15 protein-coding genes are annotated in these 19751 nt (G+C 48.8%); 13 read left to right on the top strand and 2 right to left on the bottom strand.

Annotated elements, in window-relative coordinates; genetic code table 11:
* The first annotated feature begins 205 nt into the window (after positions 1-205).
* The gene (gene glp, locus NC996_RS08650) at positions 206-1447 is read left to right on the top strand and encodes a gephyrin-like molybdotransferase Glp (RefSeq protein ID WP_190688115.1); all 1242 of its coding nucleotides are present in this window, start codon (positions 206-208) and stop codon (positions 1445-1447) included.
* 94 nt (positions 1448-1541) lie between these two features.
* Here the strand turns inward: glp and NC996_RS08645 are convergent, their stop codons facing one another.
* The gene (locus NC996_RS08645; RefSeq protein WP_190412572.1) at positions 1542-3182 is read right to left on the bottom strand and encodes a serine/threonine-protein kinase; all 1641 of its coding nucleotides are present in this window, start codon (positions 3180-3182) and stop codon (positions 1542-1544) included.
* 275 nt (positions 3183-3457) lie between these two features.
* On the opposite strand from NC996_RS08645, the gene NC996_RS08640 reads away from it, so the two are divergent.
* The 6 genes from NC996_RS08640 to NC996_RS08615 all read left to right on the top strand — a co-directional run bounded on the left by NC996_RS08640 (position 3458) and on the right by NC996_RS08615 (position 12814).
* Positions 3458-3721 (top strand): hypothetical protein, encoded by a 264-nt coding sequence (locus NC996_RS08640; protein ID WP_190436892.1) that lies wholly within the window; start codon positions 3458-3460, stop codon positions 3719-3721.
* A 32-nt stretch (positions 3722-3753) separates the two neighbouring features.
* A complete protein-coding gene (gene pheT, locus NC996_RS08635; protein ID WP_190687990.1) occupies positions 3754-6297 on the top strand; it encodes a phenylalanine--tRNA ligase subunit beta in 2544 nt (847 codons plus the stop codon).
* Positions 6298-6368: 71 nt separating this feature from the next.
* Positions 6369-6638, top strand: a complete 270-nt coding sequence (locus NC996_RS08630; RefSeq protein ID WP_190412575.1) for a YciI family protein — start codon at positions 6369-6371, stop codon at positions 6636-6638.
* A 344-nt stretch (positions 6639-6982) separates the two neighbouring features.
* Positions 6983-7402 (top strand): hypothetical protein, encoded by a 420-nt coding sequence (locus tag NC996_RS08625; protein ID WP_190436898.1) that lies wholly within the window; start codon positions 6983-6985, stop codon positions 7400-7402.
* Between the two features lie 3 nt (positions 7403-7405).
* On the top strand, positions 7406-9550 hold the full coding sequence (locus tag NC996_RS08620; protein WP_190687987.1) for an ATPase domain-containing protein: 2145 nt from the start codon (positions 7406-7408) through the stop codon (positions 9548-9550).
* A gap of 510 nt (positions 9551-10060) precedes the next feature.
* Positions 10061-12814 (top strand): bifunctional diguanylate cyclase/phosphodiesterase, encoded by a 2754-nt coding sequence (locus NC996_RS08615; protein WP_190687984.1) that lies wholly within the window; start codon positions 10061-10063, stop codon positions 12812-12814.
* A 152-nt stretch (positions 12815-12966) separates the two neighbouring features.
* On the opposite strand, the gene NC996_RS08610 is transcribed toward NC996_RS08615, so the two are convergent.
* A complete protein-coding gene (locus NC996_RS08610) occupies positions 12967-14010 on the bottom strand; it encodes an adenosine deaminase (RefSeq protein WP_190436905.1) in 1044 nt (347 codons plus the stop codon).
* A gap of 169 nt (positions 14011-14179) precedes the next feature.
* Here NC996_RS08610 and NC996_RS08605 point away from each other — a divergent pair, with 169 nt between their 5' ends.
* The 6 genes from NC996_RS08605 (at position 14180) to NC996_RS08580 (ending at position 19695) form a co-directional block, all read left to right on the top strand.
* Positions 14180-15520 carry an adenylosuccinate synthase gene (locus tag NC996_RS08605; RefSeq protein ID WP_190687981.1) on the top strand — a complete coding sequence of 447 codons (1341 nt, stop codon included), beginning with the start codon at positions 14180-14182 and terminating at the stop codon, positions 15518-15520.
* Between the two features lie 125 nt (positions 15521-15645).
* On the top strand, positions 15646-16254 hold the full coding sequence (locus NC996_RS08600; RefSeq protein ID WP_190412582.1) for a 50S ribosomal protein L25/general stress protein Ctc: 609 nt from the start codon (positions 15646-15648) through the stop codon (positions 16252-16254).
* A 127-nt stretch (positions 16255-16381) separates the two neighbouring features.
* Complete coding sequence (locus tag NC996_RS08595) at positions 16382-17950, top strand: AAA family ATPase (protein WP_190687979.1); 1569 nt, start codon at positions 16382-16384, stop codon at positions 17948-17950.
* A gap of 68 nt (positions 17951-18018) precedes the next feature.
* Positions 18019-18429, top strand: a complete 411-nt coding sequence (locus NC996_RS08590) for a hypothetical protein (protein ID WP_190412584.1) — start codon at positions 18019-18021, stop codon at positions 18427-18429.
* Positions 18430-18616: 187 nt separating this feature from the next.
* Positions 18617-19408 carry a YdcF family protein gene (locus NC996_RS08585; protein WP_190412585.1) on the top strand — a complete coding sequence of 264 codons (792 nt, stop codon included), beginning with the start codon at positions 18617-18619 and terminating at the stop codon, positions 19406-19408.
* 62 nt (positions 19409-19470) lie between these two features.
* Complete coding sequence (locus tag NC996_RS08580; protein WP_190412586.1) at positions 19471-19695, top strand: hypothetical protein; 225 nt, start codon at positions 19471-19473, stop codon at positions 19693-19695.
* Positions 19696-19751 lie beyond the last annotated feature (56 nt).

Below are 19751 nucleotides of genomic sequence, written 5' to 3'. Positions count from 1 at the left end.
CGACTCTAGGGGTACGGCTCTCCAAACAGTGCCCACCAACTAACTGGCATCGGCGGGTTTCATTGGATAGACAAAAGCGACTCACCGATATCTTGGTTAAAAGAGCCGCTAGGCAATGCAACTAACCTGTAGATGCGATGAATCAGCGTCTCTACTAACTGACAATTTTTTAGACAATTCTTGAGAAGAGGCTGGATTGATGGCGATGTTGTTGGTTAAAGAAGCAGAGGCAATCATTTTCGATTTAGTGCCACCTCTAGATAACCAGATGGATGCTGAGGTTGTAGACCTCTCTCGTGCCAATGGTCGGATTCTAGCGGCTGCGGTGACGAGCGAGTTGGATTTTCCCCACTGGACGAATTCAGCAATGGATGGGTATGCGGTGCAATTTGCCGATGTGCAGGGAGCTAGCGCCGAACAGCCAGTGGTGCTGGAAATTGTAGAAGAGATTCCAGCCGGATATCAACCGCAGCGATCGCTCCAAACTGGGCAAACCGCCCGCATTTTGACAGGTGCGGTGATGCCAGAGGGCGCTGATACTGTAGTGATGCAGGAAGTAACGCGGCGGGAGGAAAAGCAAGTGTTTATCTTCGCTGCGCCAGCAGAATTAGGAGCCTTTGTGCGTCACCGGGCAGCTTTTTACCAGGCGGGAACTCCCCTTTTGCCAGGGGGAATTGTTCTCAATGCTCCTGAAATCGCTATTTTGGCAGCGGCTCAGTGTACTCAATTGCCCGTTTACCGACGCCCTCGCGTGGCGATTCTGTCCACTGGCGACGAATTGGTGACACCGGATCGACCCCTGAAGCCCGGTCAGATCGTGGACTCCAATCAATACGCCCTCGCTGCATTAGTGGCACAGACGGGCGCAGAACCTCAGATGCTGGGGATTGTCAGGGATGAACCAGAGGCGCTCAAGAAAGCGATCGCGCAAGCTGTCGCTACCGCTGACGTGGTCATTTCTTCCGGCGGCGTTTCCGTAGGCGACTACGATTATGTGGATGAAATTCTTGCCCAACTCGGTGCTGAGATTCATATCCGTGCTGTTGCGGTTAAACCCGGTAAACCTTTAACCGTCGCCAGATTTCCCAACGCCCAGCGTCCTGTTTTATACTTCGGTCTACCGGGAAATCCAGTTTCTTCCTTGGTGAGTTTTTGGCGATTTGTGCAGCCAGCCGTGAGAAAACTTGCTGGTCTAGCTGATGGCTGGGAGCCAAAGTTTGTACAAGCGCGATCGCATCACGATTTGCGTTCAGACGGCAAACGAGAAAGCTACCTCTGGGGCAACATGAATTTAGCAAACGGTGCTTATGAATTTCATTTGGCTGGCGGTAGTCACAGTTCCGGTAATTTAATTAATCTTGCTCAAACTAATGGTCTGGCTGTTTTACCCGCAGGTCAAACCTTCATTGCATCTGGAGATCCGGTGCAAGTTTTACCAATTGGTTAACCCAAAGAGTCATTGGTAAAAACTTTAAAGTTTTGAGTTTTGAATTACAGAACTCTCTTCGTACTCAAAACTTATTGCGCTTAGTTCCTTCCAATTACCAAAAACCTCTTTTGCCAGTGGGTAAAACGGTTGCCCAATTCGTTTTTGCCTGCGATAGCTGTTCCTCGCTAACTTTTGCCCCCGTGAGATTAGCGCCACACAAATTTGCACCTCGGAGATTCGCATGATTGAGATAGGCAAAGCTCAAATCTGCACCGCGTAGGTCAGCTCCTTCCAAATTTGCCGTGCTGAAGTAAGCCCTGCCCAAATTTGCCTCCTTCAGAATTGCCCCAACTAAATTCGCCCTGCCAAAATCAGCACTTGACAAGTCAGCGCCCTGAAGGTTGGTTTTAGCTAACTTAGCCTGATGAAAAATGCCTCCTGATAGGTTAACCCGTTGCAGGTTCAGCGCGCTTAAATCTTGAGAGGCAAAGTCTCGTCTACCTTTAGTGTAGGCAGTTAACACGCCAACAGCATCCAACTTGGCAGGAAGTTTTGACTTAGCATTGCCGTTAGAACCGCTATTTTTGAGCATCGTCGGCGGATAACCAGAGCCGGTAGCAGGACTTGGTTTATACATACTTCCCCCGGTTTGCGGTCCGGTCATGCCTAACTTTTCTCGACGTGCTCGAATTGCCATCGCCAGACGTTCTGAGGCGGAAGTGCCAGTCGAAGGGGCTGAGGAAAGCGTTGGACTGCTTAAGTCCCCAGAGTTGGTGTAGCGATTGCCTGTTTGTGGTTGTCGCTGGGAGCTATTGGGTTTAGTCGTTAAGCCTTGCTCCAAGCTGTCGAGATACGGTTCCAGGTCGAGCGCTCTCAACACTTCCTCAGCAGACTGATAGCGATGACGAACCGAAACCTCTAGCAATTTCTTGAGAACATCGGCAAAATGATCGCTGATCTGAAGTTGCTTTCGCCAGAGCATTTCGCCCGTTGACGGATTGTAATCTAAGTCTTTTGGCGATTTTCCAGTCAGCAGATAAACGCAAGTGACCCCCAATGCATACAGGTCGCTAGCATAAACCGGGCGCATTGCCATCTGTTCGGGCGGGGCAAATCCGGGTGTCCCAATTGCGTAAGCCGTCAAAGCGGTTTGCTCAGAGCTACTGTTTGCCGTTGTCGGACTGACTTGGTTTTTCACTGCTCCAAAGTCAATCAGAACCAGTTTGCGGTCTTGTTCGCGGCGAATCAAGTTGGCGGGTTTAATGTCCCGGTGAATCACCTGCTGGCTGTGGATGTAGTGCAGGACAGGCAAAATCTCGCTTAAGAATTGCTTGACACCAGCTTCGCTTAGAGGTCCCGATCCTTTAACCTCCTGCTGTAGCGTCAAGCCGCTGATATACTCCTGCACTAAGTAAAACTGCTGGTTGTCTTCAAAGTAATCCAGCAGCCGTGGCACTTGGGGATGATTGCCGATTTTCCCCAAGGTTCTGGCTTCTCGTTCAAATAGCTCGCGTGCCATTTGTAAAACGTGGGCTACAGTCGTTGCTGGTCTTAGTTGCTTGATTACGCAACTTGGCTCCCCAGGCAAAGACTCATCCTCAGCTAAAAAGGTCGCTCCAAAACCTCCTTGCCCCAGCGCTTGACTGACTCGATAGCGCTTTCGTAATAGGAGTTCTGAGCCACAGGACCGACAAACTTCGGCGTGGTCGTGGTTTTGCGGATTTGGACAGGCGGGATTGAGGCAGTAGCTCATTCAGACTCACCGGGATGCTGAAACCGGATATTGCTACCCTAACTTAAATTATCGAGGCATTAATAAACAATAAGCATGGTACATTTACGGACAATTCTTTAAAGAGTTGCTAAAGACGATTAATCTTTGCTTAAAGAATTGAAAAACGATGTACTCCTGCAACTGCCAAGATTTTTCTCAAACATTGCAGTTAGAGACGGTATTAAATTGTAATCAAACAACTAGCGAACAGAAGAAGCGGATCGGGATTAAGCACAAAAATTGTTTCCATATCTTTGATAGCACATCCGGAAGCGCTAGATGTGATTGGTGTTACCCCTAAAACACTCATGCCATCTGGAAGTGAGGGCAAAATTTTGGCAGAACAAAGGAACAAAGAAGCTGAGGGGGATGGTGCTAAGCAACACGCTCACCTGGAGAAGCGATCGCACTCACCCTCCCCGAAGGCCCTCCTAGAAGGCTGCGTCTGCGGGCATTACTATCTTAGGCTTTCCCCAATCGTCGCCGGAATGCTTCAGCTGTACAAAACGGTAAAATGATCGGGCTGAGGTAAGTAAAAGCTTAAGCGTAAATGCGTATTTCTCTGAACTGGCTACAAGAATTGGTTGACTTGACGATGACTCCGGTGGAGTTGGCGCACACGCTAACAATGGCTGGGTTTGAAGTAGAAGATATTGAAGACCGCCGCACTTGGGCGGATGGGGTGGTGGTCGGGAAAGTTCTAGAGATTCAACCCCATCCGAATGCAGATAAACTCAGGGTGTGTACGGTCGATGTGGGGGCAACGTCTCCCTTGAATATTGTCTGTGGGGCATCCAATGCCAGAGCAGATATTTATGTGCCTATCGCCACCATCGGGACTTATTTGCCTGCTGTTAACCTGAAAATTAAACCGGCTAAACTCCGGGGGGTTCCTTCCGAGGGGATGATTTGCTCTTTAGCGGAATTAGGTTTGGCAAAAGAGTCCGCAGGAATTCATATCTTCGGGCAGGAAAATCTTCAACTGGGTAGCGATGTGCGATCGCTCCTGGGATTAGATGATGTGATTTTGGACTTGACATCAACGGCAAATCGTGCTGATGCTTTGAGTATGGTTGGCGTTGCACGGGAAGTCTCGGCGCTGACGGGTGCCGCCCTGCGACTTCCACAAGCCCCAGAAGTGTCAATTCCGAAAGGGGATGGCGGTCTGAAGTTGCGAATTGCTTCGGGTCAAGCATGTCCGGCTTACATCGGGACGGTCATCGAAAAAGTCAAAATTGCACCTTCTCCGACATGGTTGCAGGGGCGATTACAAGCCGCTGGAGTCCGACCCATCAATAACGTGGTAGATATTACCAACTATATTTTGCTGGAATGGGGTCAGCCGCTCCACGCCTTTGACCGCGATCGCTTGCAATCCGTGGCAAGTGGTGGTGGGGGAACTTCACCGCTCCAGATCGGGGTACGCTTTGCTAATACAGGGGAATCCCTCAAAACCCTGGACGGTCAAACCCGTACCTTGCAACCGCAAAATCTGCTGATTACTGCCAACGACCAACCAGTAGCGCTGGCGGGAGTCATGGGCGGTGAAGAAACAGAAGTCTATGAGGGGACTGAAAATTTAATTTTAGAAGCCGCTTTGTTTGACCCGGTGGCAATCCGCCGGTCGGCACGCAGTCAAAACTTAAGGACAGAAGCCTCTGGGCGCTACGAGCGGGGCGTCAATCAGGCAGAATTGGGAATTGCTTGTCAACGAGCGATCGCGCTGCTCTCGGAGTTTGCAGGGGGCACTCCCGTAGCACAAGAAATTGCCGACACCAGACCCAACCCCTCAACTTGGAGTCGTTCGATTGAACTGCGTCTAGACCGGGTAAATCACGTTTTAGGCCCAGTAGAGATGGGAGACACTGAAACTACAGGGGAAGTTCACGCTGAAGATGTTGAGCGCATCCTAACGGCACTAGGGTGTCAGCTACAGCCAGTGACGAAGCAGGATGAAGGTGGAATGCGGACGGATCGAGAAGATTCTAAGCTTCAGCCTTCGGAATCCCTGAAGTGGACGGTGAAAGTACCGCCTTATCGCTACCGAGACTTGGAGCGAGAAATCGATCTCATTGAAGAAGTAGCTCGCCTCTACGGCTATAACAAATTCTGCGATACCCTACCCGACAAGACTGAACCGGGGTATCTTTCGGTCGATCAGATGCTGATGCGTCAGATGCGGGAAGCTTTCCGCGCAGCCGGATTGACAGAAGTTATGCACTACTCTTACTCAGTCGCGAAAACTAAGAACGATACAGAAGTCGCGATCGCAAATCCCATGTTTGCAGAATATTCGTCTCTGCGAACTGAGCTAATCTCCGCTTTGATTGACGCCTTCCAGTACAACTTAGAACAAGGCAATGGCCCGTTGAATGGGTTTGAGATGGGTCGGATCTTCTGGCGGGAAGAGGACGGACTTATCGAAGCTGATTCCGTTGCTGGAATTTTAGGCGGTGACTCCTTGACTCAAGGCAATTGGACGCGAGGAGGCAAGCCACAACCCATGACTTGGTTTGAAGCGAAAGGAGCGTTGCAAAGCGTATTTGAGCAACTCAGCCTGCCAGTCGAATATCAGCCAGACCGCCGCGACCCACGCCTGCATCCGGGACGCACGGCTTCTTTGTGGGTGCAGGGAAACCGATTAGGAACGTTTGGGCAACTCCATCCCCAACTCCGGCAAGAACGGGACTTGCCGGATGAAGTCTACGTCTTCGAGCTGGATTTGGATGTAGTTTTGGATTACCTGGATGCAGAGGAAAACCGGACGCCTCTTTTCAAGCCTTACTCCACCTTCCCAGCATCCAGCCGGGATTTGGCTTTGTTCGCTTCGATTCAAGTTTCTGTCTCAGACTTGAAACGAGCGATCGCGAAAGCTGCCATTGCAGACAAACACAAGGGGACATCCCTACTAGAATCGGTCGAGTTGTTTGATGAATATCAAGGGAAAAATGTCCCGGAAGGACAGCGCAGCTTAGCGTTTCGCTTAGTTTATCGAGCTAGCGATCGCACGCTTACCGATGAAGATGTCGAGCCAGTGCATCAAAAAGTCCGCGACGCGCTCGTCGAAAAATTCGGCGTTAATCTGAGAAGTTAAATAAAGTTTTGAGGGTTGAATGTTGATTTAACCCTCAAAACTCAAAACTCAAAACTTTACTGCTATTAACCATGCCTAAGTACGTAATGTGGGGAAGCTATTGCGAAGATGTTTTAGAAAAGCGATCGCCTTATCGGCAAGCGCATCTAGACGGTCTTGCTGCCCAAAAAGAAGCGGGTATTCTGATGACGATTGGCCCGACGAAGGACATCACGAAAGTCTTCGGCATCTATGAAGCGGAAGATGAAGCCGCCGTGCGCCAGTTAATTGAAGCCGACCCCTACTGGCAAAACGGCATCTGGACTGAATACGATGTCAAAGAGTGGATTCAAGCCATCTAATTCCACCAATCAAGCGCATCTCAATTGAGCAGATTTACTGAGAAGCTCCTCAATTCTCCTGAGAAGTAGGAAATTGAGGGGTTTCTACCTCTCCTTACTCAGGCAAAGCCAGCCCCACAACCACCGCCAGTTGCCATTTCCGATAGAATTTTGAGCATAAAATAAAGAAATCACCGTTAAATTAACCCTAGCGGTGAGGACTATGGTAGAAACCAGTAATAACAAGCACGGTAAGTTTTACAAAAACGCCACCAGGCTAGGGTTCTGTAGACTCTCAAGCAGACTGAACAGGAGTCTACTTGAGAGTCTGGCGTCGGCGAACAGGAGCCGTGAGAAGGTTGGAGATGACAGAATCCACGGATGAAGATAGCCAAAAGACAACACTGCGTCAAGCCCAAGCAGAGATGCTAGAAGCAGGCAAACAGGAGACTTTAGACATCTTTAGCGAACTTTTAGAGCGGCTGTGGGAACGCATTGTCGGTTTAATTGGCGAGACGGCGACGGTTGCTGTTTTTCGGAGTGCCCTCTTAGAAGCAAGTCGCGACCATCCGCTATGCCAAGAAATTAATATCGATAGCAATGGAATTTGCCTTAAGCAACTGAAGAACAATTTGGATGCCTTCGAGCGTACAGCCGTCCGAGCCGGACTGATGGCTTTTACTGATAACGTAATGGCTCTACTAATCGATTTAACGGGTGGAATCCTGTTGCGGAAGGTGGAACCCCTCGTGCAGCAGTTAAAACAACAACTGGAAAAGGGCTGAGGGATGAGCAATATTAAACTAATGCCGACAGGTGTTCCCAACTTAGACGCCGTAATGGGCGGAGGCATCCCTGTTTATTCACTGAATATTGTTGCTGGACAACCGGGGACAGGTAAGACAATCCTGGTGCAGCAAATGCTCTTTAACCACATCCGGAATCACAGCACTGCCAAAGTTCTTTACCTGACAACCCTTTCGGAGCCGACGTTGAAGGTGGTGCGCTATATGCAGTGCTTCAGCTTCTTTGATGTAGAAGTTTTTGGCGAACAGGTACTTTTTCAGGATATCGGGCCTTTTATCCGCGAGCATTCCCTGACCGAATTAGCTGACGAGATTCTCGCCAGGGTAGAAAAACACCAACCGGAAATTCTGGCGATTGATTCCTTCAAAGCCATCCGCGATTTGTCTGACGACGTGAGCGATTTTCGTCGTTTCTGTTATGACCTCTCCGTTCGTCTAGCGAGTGCGCGGTGTACCGCCTTTTTATTAGGGGAGTATGACCGCTCGGATATTGGCGAAGGGGCAGAGTTTGCGGTAGCTGATGGCATTGTTTATCTGAACATTGCACTCCAGGAGGGGGAACAGCAGCGTTTTCTCCAGGTATATAAAATGCGCGGTCGAGCGACGGAGATGGTGCCTTACCCGTTTGCGCTCACAGATGGGGGGGTTCAGGTTTTGGGTTCAATGCTGACGCTCAAACGTCGGGAGACAAGTTTGGAGGAGGAGAGCGAGACGGCATCGACAGGAATTACTGGACTAGATAGCATTCTTCGGGGCGGCATCCCTCAGGGGCGGTCTATCCTCCTTTCCGGTGTTTCTGGAACGGGTAAGACGACGCTTGCCATGCAGTTTCTAGTTAATGGCGCTCTTCAGGGAGAGAAGGGACTGCTGTTTTCTTTTGAAGAAACGCGCGATCGCTTGTTCCGAATGGCAGAGGGTTTCGGCTGGAACCCTCAAGATTTGGAAGCCAAAGGCTTGTTACGGATCATTTTTATTCCCCAGACGGAGATTCGGGTCGAGGAACACTTAGAGTACATGGCACAGGAAATCGCAAGTTTCCAGCCTTCGCGCTTTGTCATCGATTCCTTTTCTGTCTTCCTGCACAAAGTGAAAGATTTGGCAGTGCAGCGGGAAAAAACTTTCCAATTGTCCACGCTGGTGCAGCGGGTTGGTGCGGTGGGTTTTCTCATCTCGAATATTCCCGCAGGCGAAGTGAACCGCCTTTCTCGCTTTGGGGTGGAAGAAACCGTGGTGGATGGGACGATTGTCCTTTCCACAGACGTAAATGGTCTTCAGCGCAGACGCTACATTGAAGTTTACAAAATGCGAGCCGCTGACCATGTGCCAGGTCGCCACCGCATGGAAATCGGTCATCCGGGCATTGAGGTGTTATATCTGGCACCGACTGAGCAGAAAACTAGCGGAATGAAGACACCGCCCCTACTGGCTTTCTCGCCGTTAAACGCGATCGCACGGGAGGGAGTTTTCTACGGTTCTGCTTGGTTGGTGCGAGGGGAACAGGGAGTCGGCAAGACGACGCTCGCTCAGCAGTTTGCGATTGAGGGATTGCAACGAGGGGAAAGCGCTCTTTTTATTGCCACAGAGGCTCCTAGCTACTTGCTACGCCAACAAATGGAAGTGTTCGGAGTCGAGATCGAGTCCTATTTGCGATCGCAACACCTGCGTATTTTAGATACTCATCCTTTCTCTAGCGAAGAATATATTGACCTGACTGATATGGAACGCTTTCTCTACGATATCGAGCGTCACCTGCGGGCAATGCCCAAACCCTGTCGGTTGATTACAGATTCTCTGACCCCGCTTGCTGTCCAATATGCTCCGGATGAGTTCATCACCTTCATCGAACGCAAGAATCGTCTGCTGCGGCAACTGGATGTGGCATTATTTGACACAATTCTCCCCAAAACACTCAATGAGAGCATTCTTTACAGCTTGCTTAATAGTTACGATGTCGTTCTGGATGTGTACGTTCCGAACTGGGGTGAGATGGGTCAGACGGGGCAAGGTTTTCGGGTACTTCAAGTCCGTAAATCTAGAGGGACTCACTCTGACACCCGCCCCTATCCTTACACGATTCGCCAAGGCAAGGGCATTAGCGTCCAAGAAGGCTTTTACGGAGAAATTTAAATTTATATCTGGTTGCTTTTACTAAAAAGAGCCTTCCTACGGATAACGAGAAAGAAGGCTGGAAAGCTGTATCCTACTCCACCAAATCGATCAACCTCTGGTATGGGTAGAACCCCCCATCTTTGACATAGTGTATCGACGAATACTACAAAACAGGGAACAATATCATTAGACAAATTGACCGTGGTCAGATTGTTGAAGCGCCAAAATCAATAAAAAGCCTTTGGTAAGCTCTCCCGGAAAGCGCTAAGGGAGTACCTGCCAGGATAAATACCGCGATCGGGGAGTTATTTCGTAAAGACAACGCCAAGGGTGTCTGCTAATTTCTGGGATTTTTGGCTGCATCTATTGCTAGCCATGATTTGCCGCACGTTTGCGGACTGGCGATCGCTTTCTTCGCATCTAGTGAAGAGCGCCCTTGATGCTGTTTCTTATTTGCTTGAGGACTAACTGCTTGTAGCTTTGCTGCTTTCCTTAAAATTTTTGCTGAATTATAAAAAGCCTCGTATTATGTTGAAAAAAATCGATGAGGAAGACCTCCTCCTAAAGATAGATCCAATAGAAATTCAGGATTATCGGGTCTTGCAACCCGTGGATGGCTCCGAGTTGAAGTATATCGAGTCCGTGATGGAGCGACAGCGTTTGGTCAGTGCTTTGGAACAGCAGGCACGAGAGTTGGAGGCGAGTCAGATGCGCTTCCGCACTTTGGAGATGCTGTACGAGCTTTTTTGGCAACTGGGTTACACCTTAAACTACGAAGAATTGGTGCGACTGATGTTGGCACACCTGCATCGTGCCGTGCCCCATGATGTCTCAGCGAGCATCTTGATGACTGAAGACTTGTGCCATGTTTTCATCCAACCGACTTGCACCCTCGCGCCGGAAGTTCAGGAGGAAATCCAACAGCGGCTGCTCAAAACTTTTGTCCGCATGAGGGGGAAAAATACCCAACTAGAGGCGGAGCAATGCCCAATTACAACGATAGAGCCACAGGGATTTGATGGAACGCGATCGCCCATTCGCAGTTTGGGTTCGTCTTTCCAAGTGCCGATTATTAATGCTGAAGGCAACCAAGTGGTGGGACTGCTATTCGTGGCAGCTCAAGCGGAGGGAGCATTTACTGAAGAGCAGGTACGATTGCTGTACACGGTGGCGAACCAGGCTTCTGCCTCTATTCAGCGGTTGCGGACGCTGCTGGCTGCTGAACAACAACATTTAGAGAGCTTGGTAGAAAATTTGCCGGAGGGAGTGCTGCTACTGGATGCCAACCAGCGGATTGTTCTGGCAAACCAGGCGGCTTGGAAGTATCTGGCGCTCTTACAAAACCAGAGTTCTACTCCGAGCAATATTGTGACTTTTTTAGGAGAGCAGTCTTTGGAGATGCTGCTACAGCCACCGAGCGAGGGAAAGTTTTGCCATGAGGTGGTGCTGGAGGGAGTACAGCGCCAGGTTTTTGAAGTCGTCGCTCAACCGTTGATCGCCAAGGCGGGTTTAGGAACGAGCAATTGGGTGTTGGTGATTCGGGATGTGACAGAACGCCAGCGGGTCGAGGAAACTTCCCGATTGCGCGATCGCGCGATCGCTGCTAGTAGTAATGGGATTGTTATCGTTGACGCCAGACTGCCCGATTTACCTGTTATCTATGTGAATCCAGCTTTTGAGCGGATTACAGGTTATACGGCGGCGGAAGTCACCGGACGAAATTGCCGTTTTCTGCAAGGAGAAGAAACCAATCAATCGGGGTTACAGGAACTGCGAACAGCGCTGCGGTTAGGTAAAGCTGCGACTGTTGTTTTACGCAACTTCCGTAAAGATGGCACCCATTTTTGGAATGAGTTAAATGTCTCGCCGATTTACAACAGCGAGGGCGTTGTGACTCATTTTGTTGGCATTCAAATGGATATTACGGAGCGCAAACAAGCGGAAGAGCAACTGCTGCACAATGCGTTTTATGATGTTCTTACCGATTTGCCCAACCGAGCTTTGTTCATGGAGCGCTTGCATCGGGCGCTTGAGCGAGCAAAGCATTCCGAGAATTATTTATTTGCCGTCCTGTTTTTGGATCTTGACCGATTTAAAAATGTCAACGACAGCCTTGGGCATATTGTCGGCGATCAAATGCTGATTGCGATCGCTAAACGCCTAGAAAAAAGCCTTCGCCACGGCGATACGGTAGCGCGTCTGGGTGGAGATGAGTTTGCGATTCTGCTGGAAAATATCAATGGGATCGGCGATGCTACCCATGTTGCCGATCGCATCCATCAGGAACTGACTTTGCCGTTAAATTTAAACGGGCATGAAGTATTTACCACCGCCAGTATTGGCATTGCTGTAGGGGCAGGGTCTTCTTACCCCGACTATGGGGGTTATGAGCATCCAGAGGATCTCCTGCGCGATGCCGATATCGCCATGTATCGAGCGAAGGCACTGGGGAAGGCTCGTTATGAGGTCTTTGATAAAAATATGCACGCCCGTGCAGTGGCGCTGCTTCAGTTAGAAACTGATTTGCAAAGAGCGACTGAACGGGGAGAATTTCTTCTTCACTATCAACCGATTGTATCTCTGCAAACTAACCAGGTTGTTAGTTTTGAAGCCCTGTTACGTTGGCAACATCCAGAACGCGGTCTTGTTTCTCCGGGAGAGTTTATTCCGGTTGCAGAAGAAACCGGATTGATTACTCGGATTGGCTGGTGGGTACTGCGCGAAGCTTGTACCAAATTGCGCGAATGGCAGACTCAATTTCCGAGTTCTATCCCTTTGAGTATCAGCGTAAATCTTTCAGGTAAACAGTTTTCTCAACCTGATTTAGTGGAACGCATCGCTGAAATTTTCGCGGAAACTGGCGTGGATGCTAGCAGCTTAAAACTAGAAATTACTGAAAGCGCCATTATGGAAAATGTTGAATCTGCATCAGCGATGCTTTGGCGACTGAGAAAGCTGGGCGTTCAGTTGTATATGGATGACTTCGGGACGGGTTATTCATCCTTAAGTTACTTGCGTCGTTTTCCGATCGATAAGCTGAAAATTGACAGATCTTTCGTTACCCAGATGGCAGGGGATAATGAGAGTCTGGAGATTGTCCGGACAATCGTGATGCTGGCTCACAATCTGGGAATGAATGCGATCGCAGAGGGTGTGGAAACCGTAGAGCAACTGGCTCAACTGCGATCGCTTCAATGCGAATACGCCCAAGGATATTTCTTCTCGAAGCCGGTCGATGCTGACACTGCGCGATCGCTTATCGCCAGCTCAAACACTCATTGATTCCTGCAACTCGCAAGTATTGAATTCACTCATTTCTGACAACTCGACTTTAGCGATTTGGAGATAAGTCAGCATCGAGAAGAAGAATAAATTAGGTTCTTGTGCCGTATTTAATTCAAATGAGAATTGCTATCGATTTCTCGATTAATGTCCTAACTACTGGCTGCTAAAACATTCGTGGATGCAGGGTGCAACAATCCTGTCAAAAGTGATGCCGGACGTTGGCTGTAAGGCCAAGCAAAGGCATGACGGAATGCCGCCTCCTGACAAGCTTGCAACTGTTCAAAATCAATAATATCCAGTGTCAGCAGATTCTCATACTCAAAAGGCAGACGCACATTGTGTAATCCAGCATTATCAGTACAGATGGCAATATCTACACCCGCTTCAAAACAGCGGTCAAACACCAGTTTGAGTTGACGCATATCCTCCAACGTGCCTGTTTTTAAGTACGTGGTAGGACATACTTCCAAACACTGATTTTGTTGAGCCAATTGTGGTAATAATTCTGGGTATTGCAGGGGGATTTGGATGCCGTGACCGATTCGCATCAAATGCGGCAGCAGTTCCGGATAACAGCCAGAAGGGGTTTCGTAGAGATGACCCGTGGTTTTAATACCGAGCGATCGCGCATCCTTATACAATTGGACAAACTCATCTAGACGCTCGGAAATTTGGGCATCTCCTCCCGCCATGTCCACCGCGCAGACATACTCCTTCTTCTGTGCTGCCAAATCAACAATCGCCCGGTTCACCTCATAAGGGAGCCGCGAGTGCATACACAGAATTTGGCTGGTCACAATCGGATACTCAGGCACCCGACTGGCTTTGCCGACAATATCCACAATTGTCGCCATTTGGTCAATTCGTTCTGATTGGCTTAAATGCTCGGACGTACGCAGATACGGTGTATATCGCAGCTCCAAATAAGCCAAATTCTCAAAGATATAAGCACCCCGAATCAGCCGATAAATGAAGTAGGGCAAAGTTTCTGCCGTTTGCGTACTTTCCACCAGCGTATGTAGTTCTAGATACTCATCCAGCGTGTTGCGGGGTCGCGTGTAAAATTCTTCAAACTCTGGGTAATTCGGAAATCGTTGAGCCAGCTCAGAATCGCTGCGATGGAAATACCGCCAAAGAATGCGAGGCACAACAGAACCGCCAAGATGGCGATGTAATTCAGCATATAAAGACACAGGAACCTCTTGCCAGTAATTGTGGAGTTGTTATCTTGTTAGTTGCTAAGGGTGCGCGGTGCACCCCTTGTAGATGTGAAGCTGCGAATTGTTAATCTGAAGTTGACAGCGGTAGCACCATCTGTTAATAATTGTAATTTGTGAAAACTCTAGCTCTTTTAATAAACCCTTGGCTAACGTAGTTGTGATCGGTGCCCAGTGGGGCGATGAAGGCAAAGGTAAGATAACTGATTTACTGAGTAAATCAGCAGATGTCGTAGTACGTTACCAAGGGGGTGTCAACGCTGGGCACACCGTCGTGGTGAAGGATCAGACCTTTAAACTGCACCTGATTCCCTCTGGAATTTTATATCCGGACACCGAGTGCATTATTGGTTGTGGGACGGTCATCGATCCGCAGGTTCTGATTGAAGAACTGGATCAATTAGAAGCTCTGAAGATATCTACCCGTAATCTACTGATTTCTCAGAATGCCCACGTCACGATGCCTTACCACAGGTTAATTGACCAGGCATCCGAGGAGCGACGCGGTAGCTATAAAATCGGTACCACCGGACGTGGGATTGGCCCCACTTATGCAGATAAGTCAGAGCGAACCGGCATTCGAGTCTTAGACTTGATGGATACCGAGGGTTTGCGCGAACAGGTGCGATGGACGATCGATTATAAAAACGTCATTTTAGAAAAGCTTTACAACTTACCGCCCCTGGATGCAGAAATCGTGATCGAGCAGTACCTGGGGTACGCCGAGCGTTTGCGTCCGCATATCGTGGATAGTTCCCTAAAGATTTACGACGCGATTGGGCGACGGCGCAATGTTTTGTTTGAGGGTGCCCAAGGAACGCTCTTAGACTTAGATCACGGAACCTATCCTTACGTTACCTCCTCAAACCCAGTCGCCGGGGGAGCTTGCGTGGGTGCTGGGGTGGGACCAACGATGATCGACCGCGTGATTGGAGTAGCGAAAGCATACACGACGCGGGTAGGAGAAGGGCCGTTTCCCACCGAACAGAATGGTAGCGTCGGAGAAATGTTGTGCGATCGCGGGGCGGAATTTGGCACCACGACAGGGCGCAAGCGCCGCTGTGGATGGTTTGATGCGGTGATCGGTCGTTATGCCGTGCGGATTAACGGTCTCGACTGTCTCGCGATCACCAAACTAGATGTTCTCGACGAACTAGAGGAAATTAAGGTCTGCGTCGCCTACGAAATTGATGGCGATCGCACCGAAGACTTCCCCACCAACTCTCGTCAATTTTCCCGCTGTCAACCGGTTTACAAAACTCTGCCCGGATGGAAACAATCCACTGCTGACTGCCGTACCCTGGAAGACTTACCCCAGCAGGCGTTGGATTATCTCAAGTTCCTGGCAGAGCTGATGGATGTCCCAATTGCGATCGTCTCCCTCGGTGCTAGCCGCGATCAAACGATTATAGTAGAAGATCCGATCCACGGACCCAAGCGGGCGCTATTGCACGCCAATGGCACGCCGGTAACATCACATCGGTAATGGGCGAAAAAATTAAAAGTTAGAAATTAAAAATTGAAGAAAGACGATTTTCTAATTTTTAATTTCTAATTTTTCATGAAGATGCCAATTACCAAGTCACTATTAGCAACTCACAAACAACGAAGATGGAACATACAGTTGAATGTCAAAAGCGCCCTGAAGGGAGCAAGCCGAATGCCCTTCGTCGCAGTGGATTAGTCCCAGCCGTCCTATACGGGCACAAAGGAACTGAATCTATTGAGTTGACTTTGGAAGCCAAAAAGGCTGAAACCTTACTCAAAGGTGCCTCTGTTAATAACACCTTGATTCAGCTCAACATTCCTGAGATTTCTTGGAGTGGTAAAACACTGCTCAAAGAAGTGCAGACGCATCCTTGGAAAAGAACCTCCCTGTATCACCTCAGCTTTTTTGCGGTCGCGGCTCATGGCGATCTGGATGTGCAAGTGCCCCTGCATTATGTAGGAGAAGCCTATGGTGTTAAGCAAGAAGGCGGCGTATTAGACCCCGTACTCAACGAACTTCAGGTGCGGTGTGCGCCTGAAAGCATCCCTGATTCGATTGAGATTGATGTCTCTAATTTGCATATTGGAGATAAATTGCATATCGGCGAACTCGTTTTGCCACCTGGGGTGACAGCGCTTGGTGAGCCAGATCAAGTGACTGTAAGTGTCCTCCAACCTCAAGTCCAAGCTGAAGATCAAGAAACTGAGTCGGAAACTGAATCTGAAGCATGAGACGATGGCTTTTTGCCAGTTTGTTTCTCATTGCCTTGAAAACCAGGGGTTAAGCCCCTGGCTTTTTTTTAACCGTAAAGACACATTAGTGAAGCGATACGTTTTCTCGCTATAGAACGCAAAAAATATGACAGAAGCTTCTTTTCCCCCTTTAATTCAGCAGATGTTGCAGCCGAGTTTTTATCCTCATCCGGTGACGCAACCAATTGAGCTGATTCAAACACACGTTTCTTATGTGTTGTTGACGGGTGATTTGGTTTATAAAGTTAAAAAGCCGATGAATTTTGGCTTTTTAAACTATTCAACCTTAGAGCTAAGGCAGCATTTTTGTAATGAAGAAATCCGCCTGAATCAGCGCGGTGCGTCGGAAATTTATTTAGAAATTTTGCCCATTACTCAGACAGACGACCAATTTCATTTAAATGGATCGGGCGAGCCGGTGGAATATGTGCTGAAAATGCGCCAGTTTCCCCAAGATGGCTTATTCAGCAATTTGTTTGAGCAAGACTTGCTGACGGAAAAACTTATGGAGGATTTGGGACGGGTTGTTGCCAAATTCCATGAAAAAGCGCACACAGATGACTATATTCGTAAATTTGGAGAAGTAACTCAAGTTCGGGATGCCATTGATGAAAATTATCGGCAAACTGAAAACTATATTGGTGGGCCGCAAACTCAGGAACATTACGAGGAAACCAGGCAGTATACAGACTCGTTCTTTGCTGAGCGAGAGGAGTTATTTAAAAGCAGAATTCAAAATAATTGGATTCGGGAATGCCACGGAGATTTGCATCTGAGAAATATTTGTCTCTGGCAAGACAAGATTCTGCTATTTGATTGCATTGAATTTAACGAGCCGTTTCGCTTTGTCGATGTCATGTTCGACATTGCCTATGCAGTGATGGATATGGATGCGCGATCGCGTCCAGACCTCGGCAATGCCTATTTGAATACTTATGTTGAGCAGATGGGAGATTGGGAAGGGTTGCAGGTGTTGCCTTTGTACTTGAGTCGTCAAGCTTATGTACGGGCAAAGGTGACTTCTTTCTTGTTGAACGATCCGGCTGTTCCCGCAGCAGACAAGGAAAAAGCCGCCGCCACTGCTGCCCAATATTACCAACTAGCGTGGGAATACACGCGATCGCCGTCCCCAGCGTATGCTCCTGTTAGTGGCTCCTCAGGCAAAGGAAAGCTGTTTTTGATGTCGGGGCTATCGGGTTCTGGGAAGAGTACGGTAGCGCGGCTCCAGGCGCGGCGCTTGGGAGCAATTCACATCCGTTCGGATGCGCTGCGGAAACATTTAGGAGGCGTTCCCTTGGAACAATCAGGGGGGGCAGACCTTTATTCCGATGAAATGACTCAGAAGACCTACAGCCGGTTGTTGGAATTGGGGATAATGCTGACAAGCCAAGGTTGGTCGGTGATTTTGGATGCGAAGTACGATCGGCAGAAGTTGAGAGAAGATGCGATCGCTCAAGCCACTGCTCACCAAATCCCTTTGCAAATCCTCCACTGCACGGCACCAATGGAAGTTTGCCAGGATCGTCTCGCCTCCCGTACTGGTGATATCTCTGATGCTACCGTTGACCTATTGGCGAAGCAACAAGCCGCTGCTGAACCTTTTACTCAATCTGAACAAGCCTACGTGAAAACTTTAGACACGACTCAGGATTGGGAGTCACAATTAAATAGCTAATCGAAAAGTGGCTAATTGAAGGATTCAACCACTCTTCGATTAGCCACTCTTGGATTAGCCAGACACTTATGACGAACAAAGGCAATGGGTTCAGATCCCTGGGACTCTCAAGTGGGTTCTCTGCTGGGTTGAAGTACTGGTTGTTTTTTCTGATTTGCTTTGTAATGCTGGGGTATCGGGTGCCCTTGAGCATCTTTCTAGGGGCGGTTGGGGGTTTTGCAGGGGCATGGGTAGTTGCCTGGTCAAAAGCCAAAGATGAACCCCGGCAGGTACGCTCAGAGGAGACGAAAGAAGGTTCCAATGGGCGGAATCGGAATAATTCGGCAAACAGAAAACGCTATGGTAAACCCAAAAAACAATATCGTGGCTTAAGTGGTCGTCGCGACCGGGGCAACCTAGGAAATAACCAACAAAACAATACAGCCTACAACACAGAAGATAGCCGGGAAGACAACACAGAAGATAACCGGGAAGAATAATTCTGCTGGGGATGAAAAGCAGGGGCGCAAAAGGGGAGACAGGAAGTTATCCTCTTTTAGATTTTGGACTTCAGATTCTGGATTTTAGATTTTGGCTCGTACAAGTCTTGTCCGTAGACACGCTGAGGCATTGATTTTTAGTGGCTTTAAGGTGAAATGGTATAGCAATTACTAATTACCTTGTTCTATGTTTTTGTTTCTCTCAAAACTGCTACCGCTATTTATCTATCCCTTGGGAATTGCCTGCGTGCTAATGATTGTGGCACTGGTATTGCTGTGGAAACGACCTCGTTGGGCGGCGGTGCCGATTGTTTTGGCATTGATTGCCTTGCTGGTGGGGAGTAATGGCTGGGTGGAAAACTCGTTATTGCGATCGCTAGAATGGCAAAATCTCCCACCAGCCGAACTCCCAACTGCTGAGGCGATTGTTATCTTGGGCGGTGCCACGAAATCGGCTTCGCCGCCTCGACCGAGTGTAGATTTGAGCGAAGAAGGCGATCGCGTTTTCTATGGTGCCCAATTATACCGCGAAGGCAAAGCTCCTGTCGTGATTGCTAGCGGCGGACGCATCGACTGGCGGGGCAGTGGGGCACCGGAATCTGCGGATATGGCTGTAATTTTAGAAACATTAGGCGTCCCTAAATCTGCCATTCTTCAAGATCCTAGCTCCTTAAACACTTATGAAAATGCGGTGAATGTGCGGCAAATTTTAGAAAAGCAGGGGATTCGCCGAGTATTATTAGTGACTTCGGCAATGCATATGCCGCGATCGCTCCTGATTTTCAAGCGTCAGGGAATTCAAGCCATTCCCGCACCCACCGACTTTTTGGTGACAGAAGCAGACTTTCTCGAATCCAACAGGAGCCTGCAAGCTCGAATCCTAAATGTTTTACCAGATGCCGAGCGGTTACACAGGTCAACCAGAGCATTAAAAGAATACATTGGAACAGGGATCTATCGCCTTAAAGGCTGGCTTTAAAAAGTTTAGACAGTAGTTTGAAGCGATTATTTTTCCAACCTTCAACCTTCCAACCTTCAAAAATGCCAAAAGAATTCCCACACTTTATTCCAGCACCTCCACCCGTAGCGGACATCTTTGCCACCTACCAAATGACTCATGACTTTTACCGGGAAGCCGAGTACCGAAAGGAACTTGAGCGTTACTGCCAGTGGTATCAGATGACAGCGGAAGCTAACCGGCAAGAGTTGCAGAGAATGCGGGGTGACATCAATATATTCGGCTGGTTTAATCGCGGTAGGCGATGATAGTCAATGGCTCATGGTCAATGGCTCATAGCTAATCGCGAATATGAGCCATTGAC

Origin of the sequence: Trichocoleus sp. ST-U2 (assembly GCF_039961875.1) — a bacterium.
GTDB lineage: Bacteria > Cyanobacteriota > Cyanobacteriia > Cyanobacteriales > FACHB-T130 > FACHB-T130.
The sequence above is the reverse complement of the archived record's forward strand: the minus strand, read 5'-3'. Positions and strand labels throughout refer to the sequence as shown.

What these genes read in the sequence shown, in the direction of transcription:
- pheT (WP_190687990.1), top strand. Translation starts at nt 3,754, where the DNA reads ATGCGTATTTCTCTGAACTGGCTACAAGAATTGGTTGACTTGACGATG.
- NC996_RS08600 (WP_190412582.1), top strand. Translation starts at nt 15,646, where the DNA reads ATGGAACATACAGTTGAATGTCAAAAGCGCCCTGAAGGGAGCAAGCCG.
- NC996_RS08625 (WP_190436898.1), top strand. Translation starts at nt 6,983, where the DNA reads ATGACAGAATCCACGGATGAAGATAGCCAAAAGACAACACTGCGTCAA.
- NC996_RS08590 (WP_190412584.1), top strand. Translation starts at nt 18,019, where the DNA reads ATGACGAACAAAGGCAATGGGTTCAGATCCCTGGGACTCTCAAGTGGG.
- NC996_RS08585 (WP_190412585.1), top strand. Translation starts at nt 18,617, where the DNA reads ATGTTTTTGTTTCTCTCAAAACTGCTACCGCTATTTATCTATCCCTTG.
- NC996_RS08615 (WP_190687984.1), top strand. Translation starts at nt 10,061, where the DNA reads ATGTTGAAAAAAATCGATGAGGAAGACCTCCTCCTAAAGATAGATCCA.
- NC996_RS08630 (WP_190412575.1), top strand. Translation starts at nt 6,369, where the DNA reads ATGCCTAAGTACGTAATGTGGGGAAGCTATTGCGAAGATGTTTTAGAA.
- glp (WP_190688115.1), top strand. Translation starts at nt 206, where the DNA reads ATGTTGTTGGTTAAAGAAGCAGAGGCAATCATTTTCGATTTAGTGCCA.
- NC996_RS08620 (WP_190687987.1), top strand. Translation starts at nt 7,406, where the DNA reads ATGAGCAATATTAAACTAATGCCGACAGGTGTTCCCAACTTAGACGCC.
- NC996_RS08645 (WP_190412572.1), bottom strand. Translation starts at nt 3,182, where the DNA reads ATGAGCTACTGCCTCAATCCCGCCTGTCCAAATCCGCAAAACCACGAC.
- NC996_RS08580 (WP_190412586.1), top strand. Translation starts at nt 19,471, where the DNA reads ATGCCAAAAGAATTCCCACACTTTATTCCAGCACCTCCACCCGTAGCG.
- NC996_RS08595 (WP_190687979.1), top strand. Translation starts at nt 16,382, where the DNA reads ATGACAGAAGCTTCTTTTCCCCCTTTAATTCAGCAGATGTTGCAGCCG.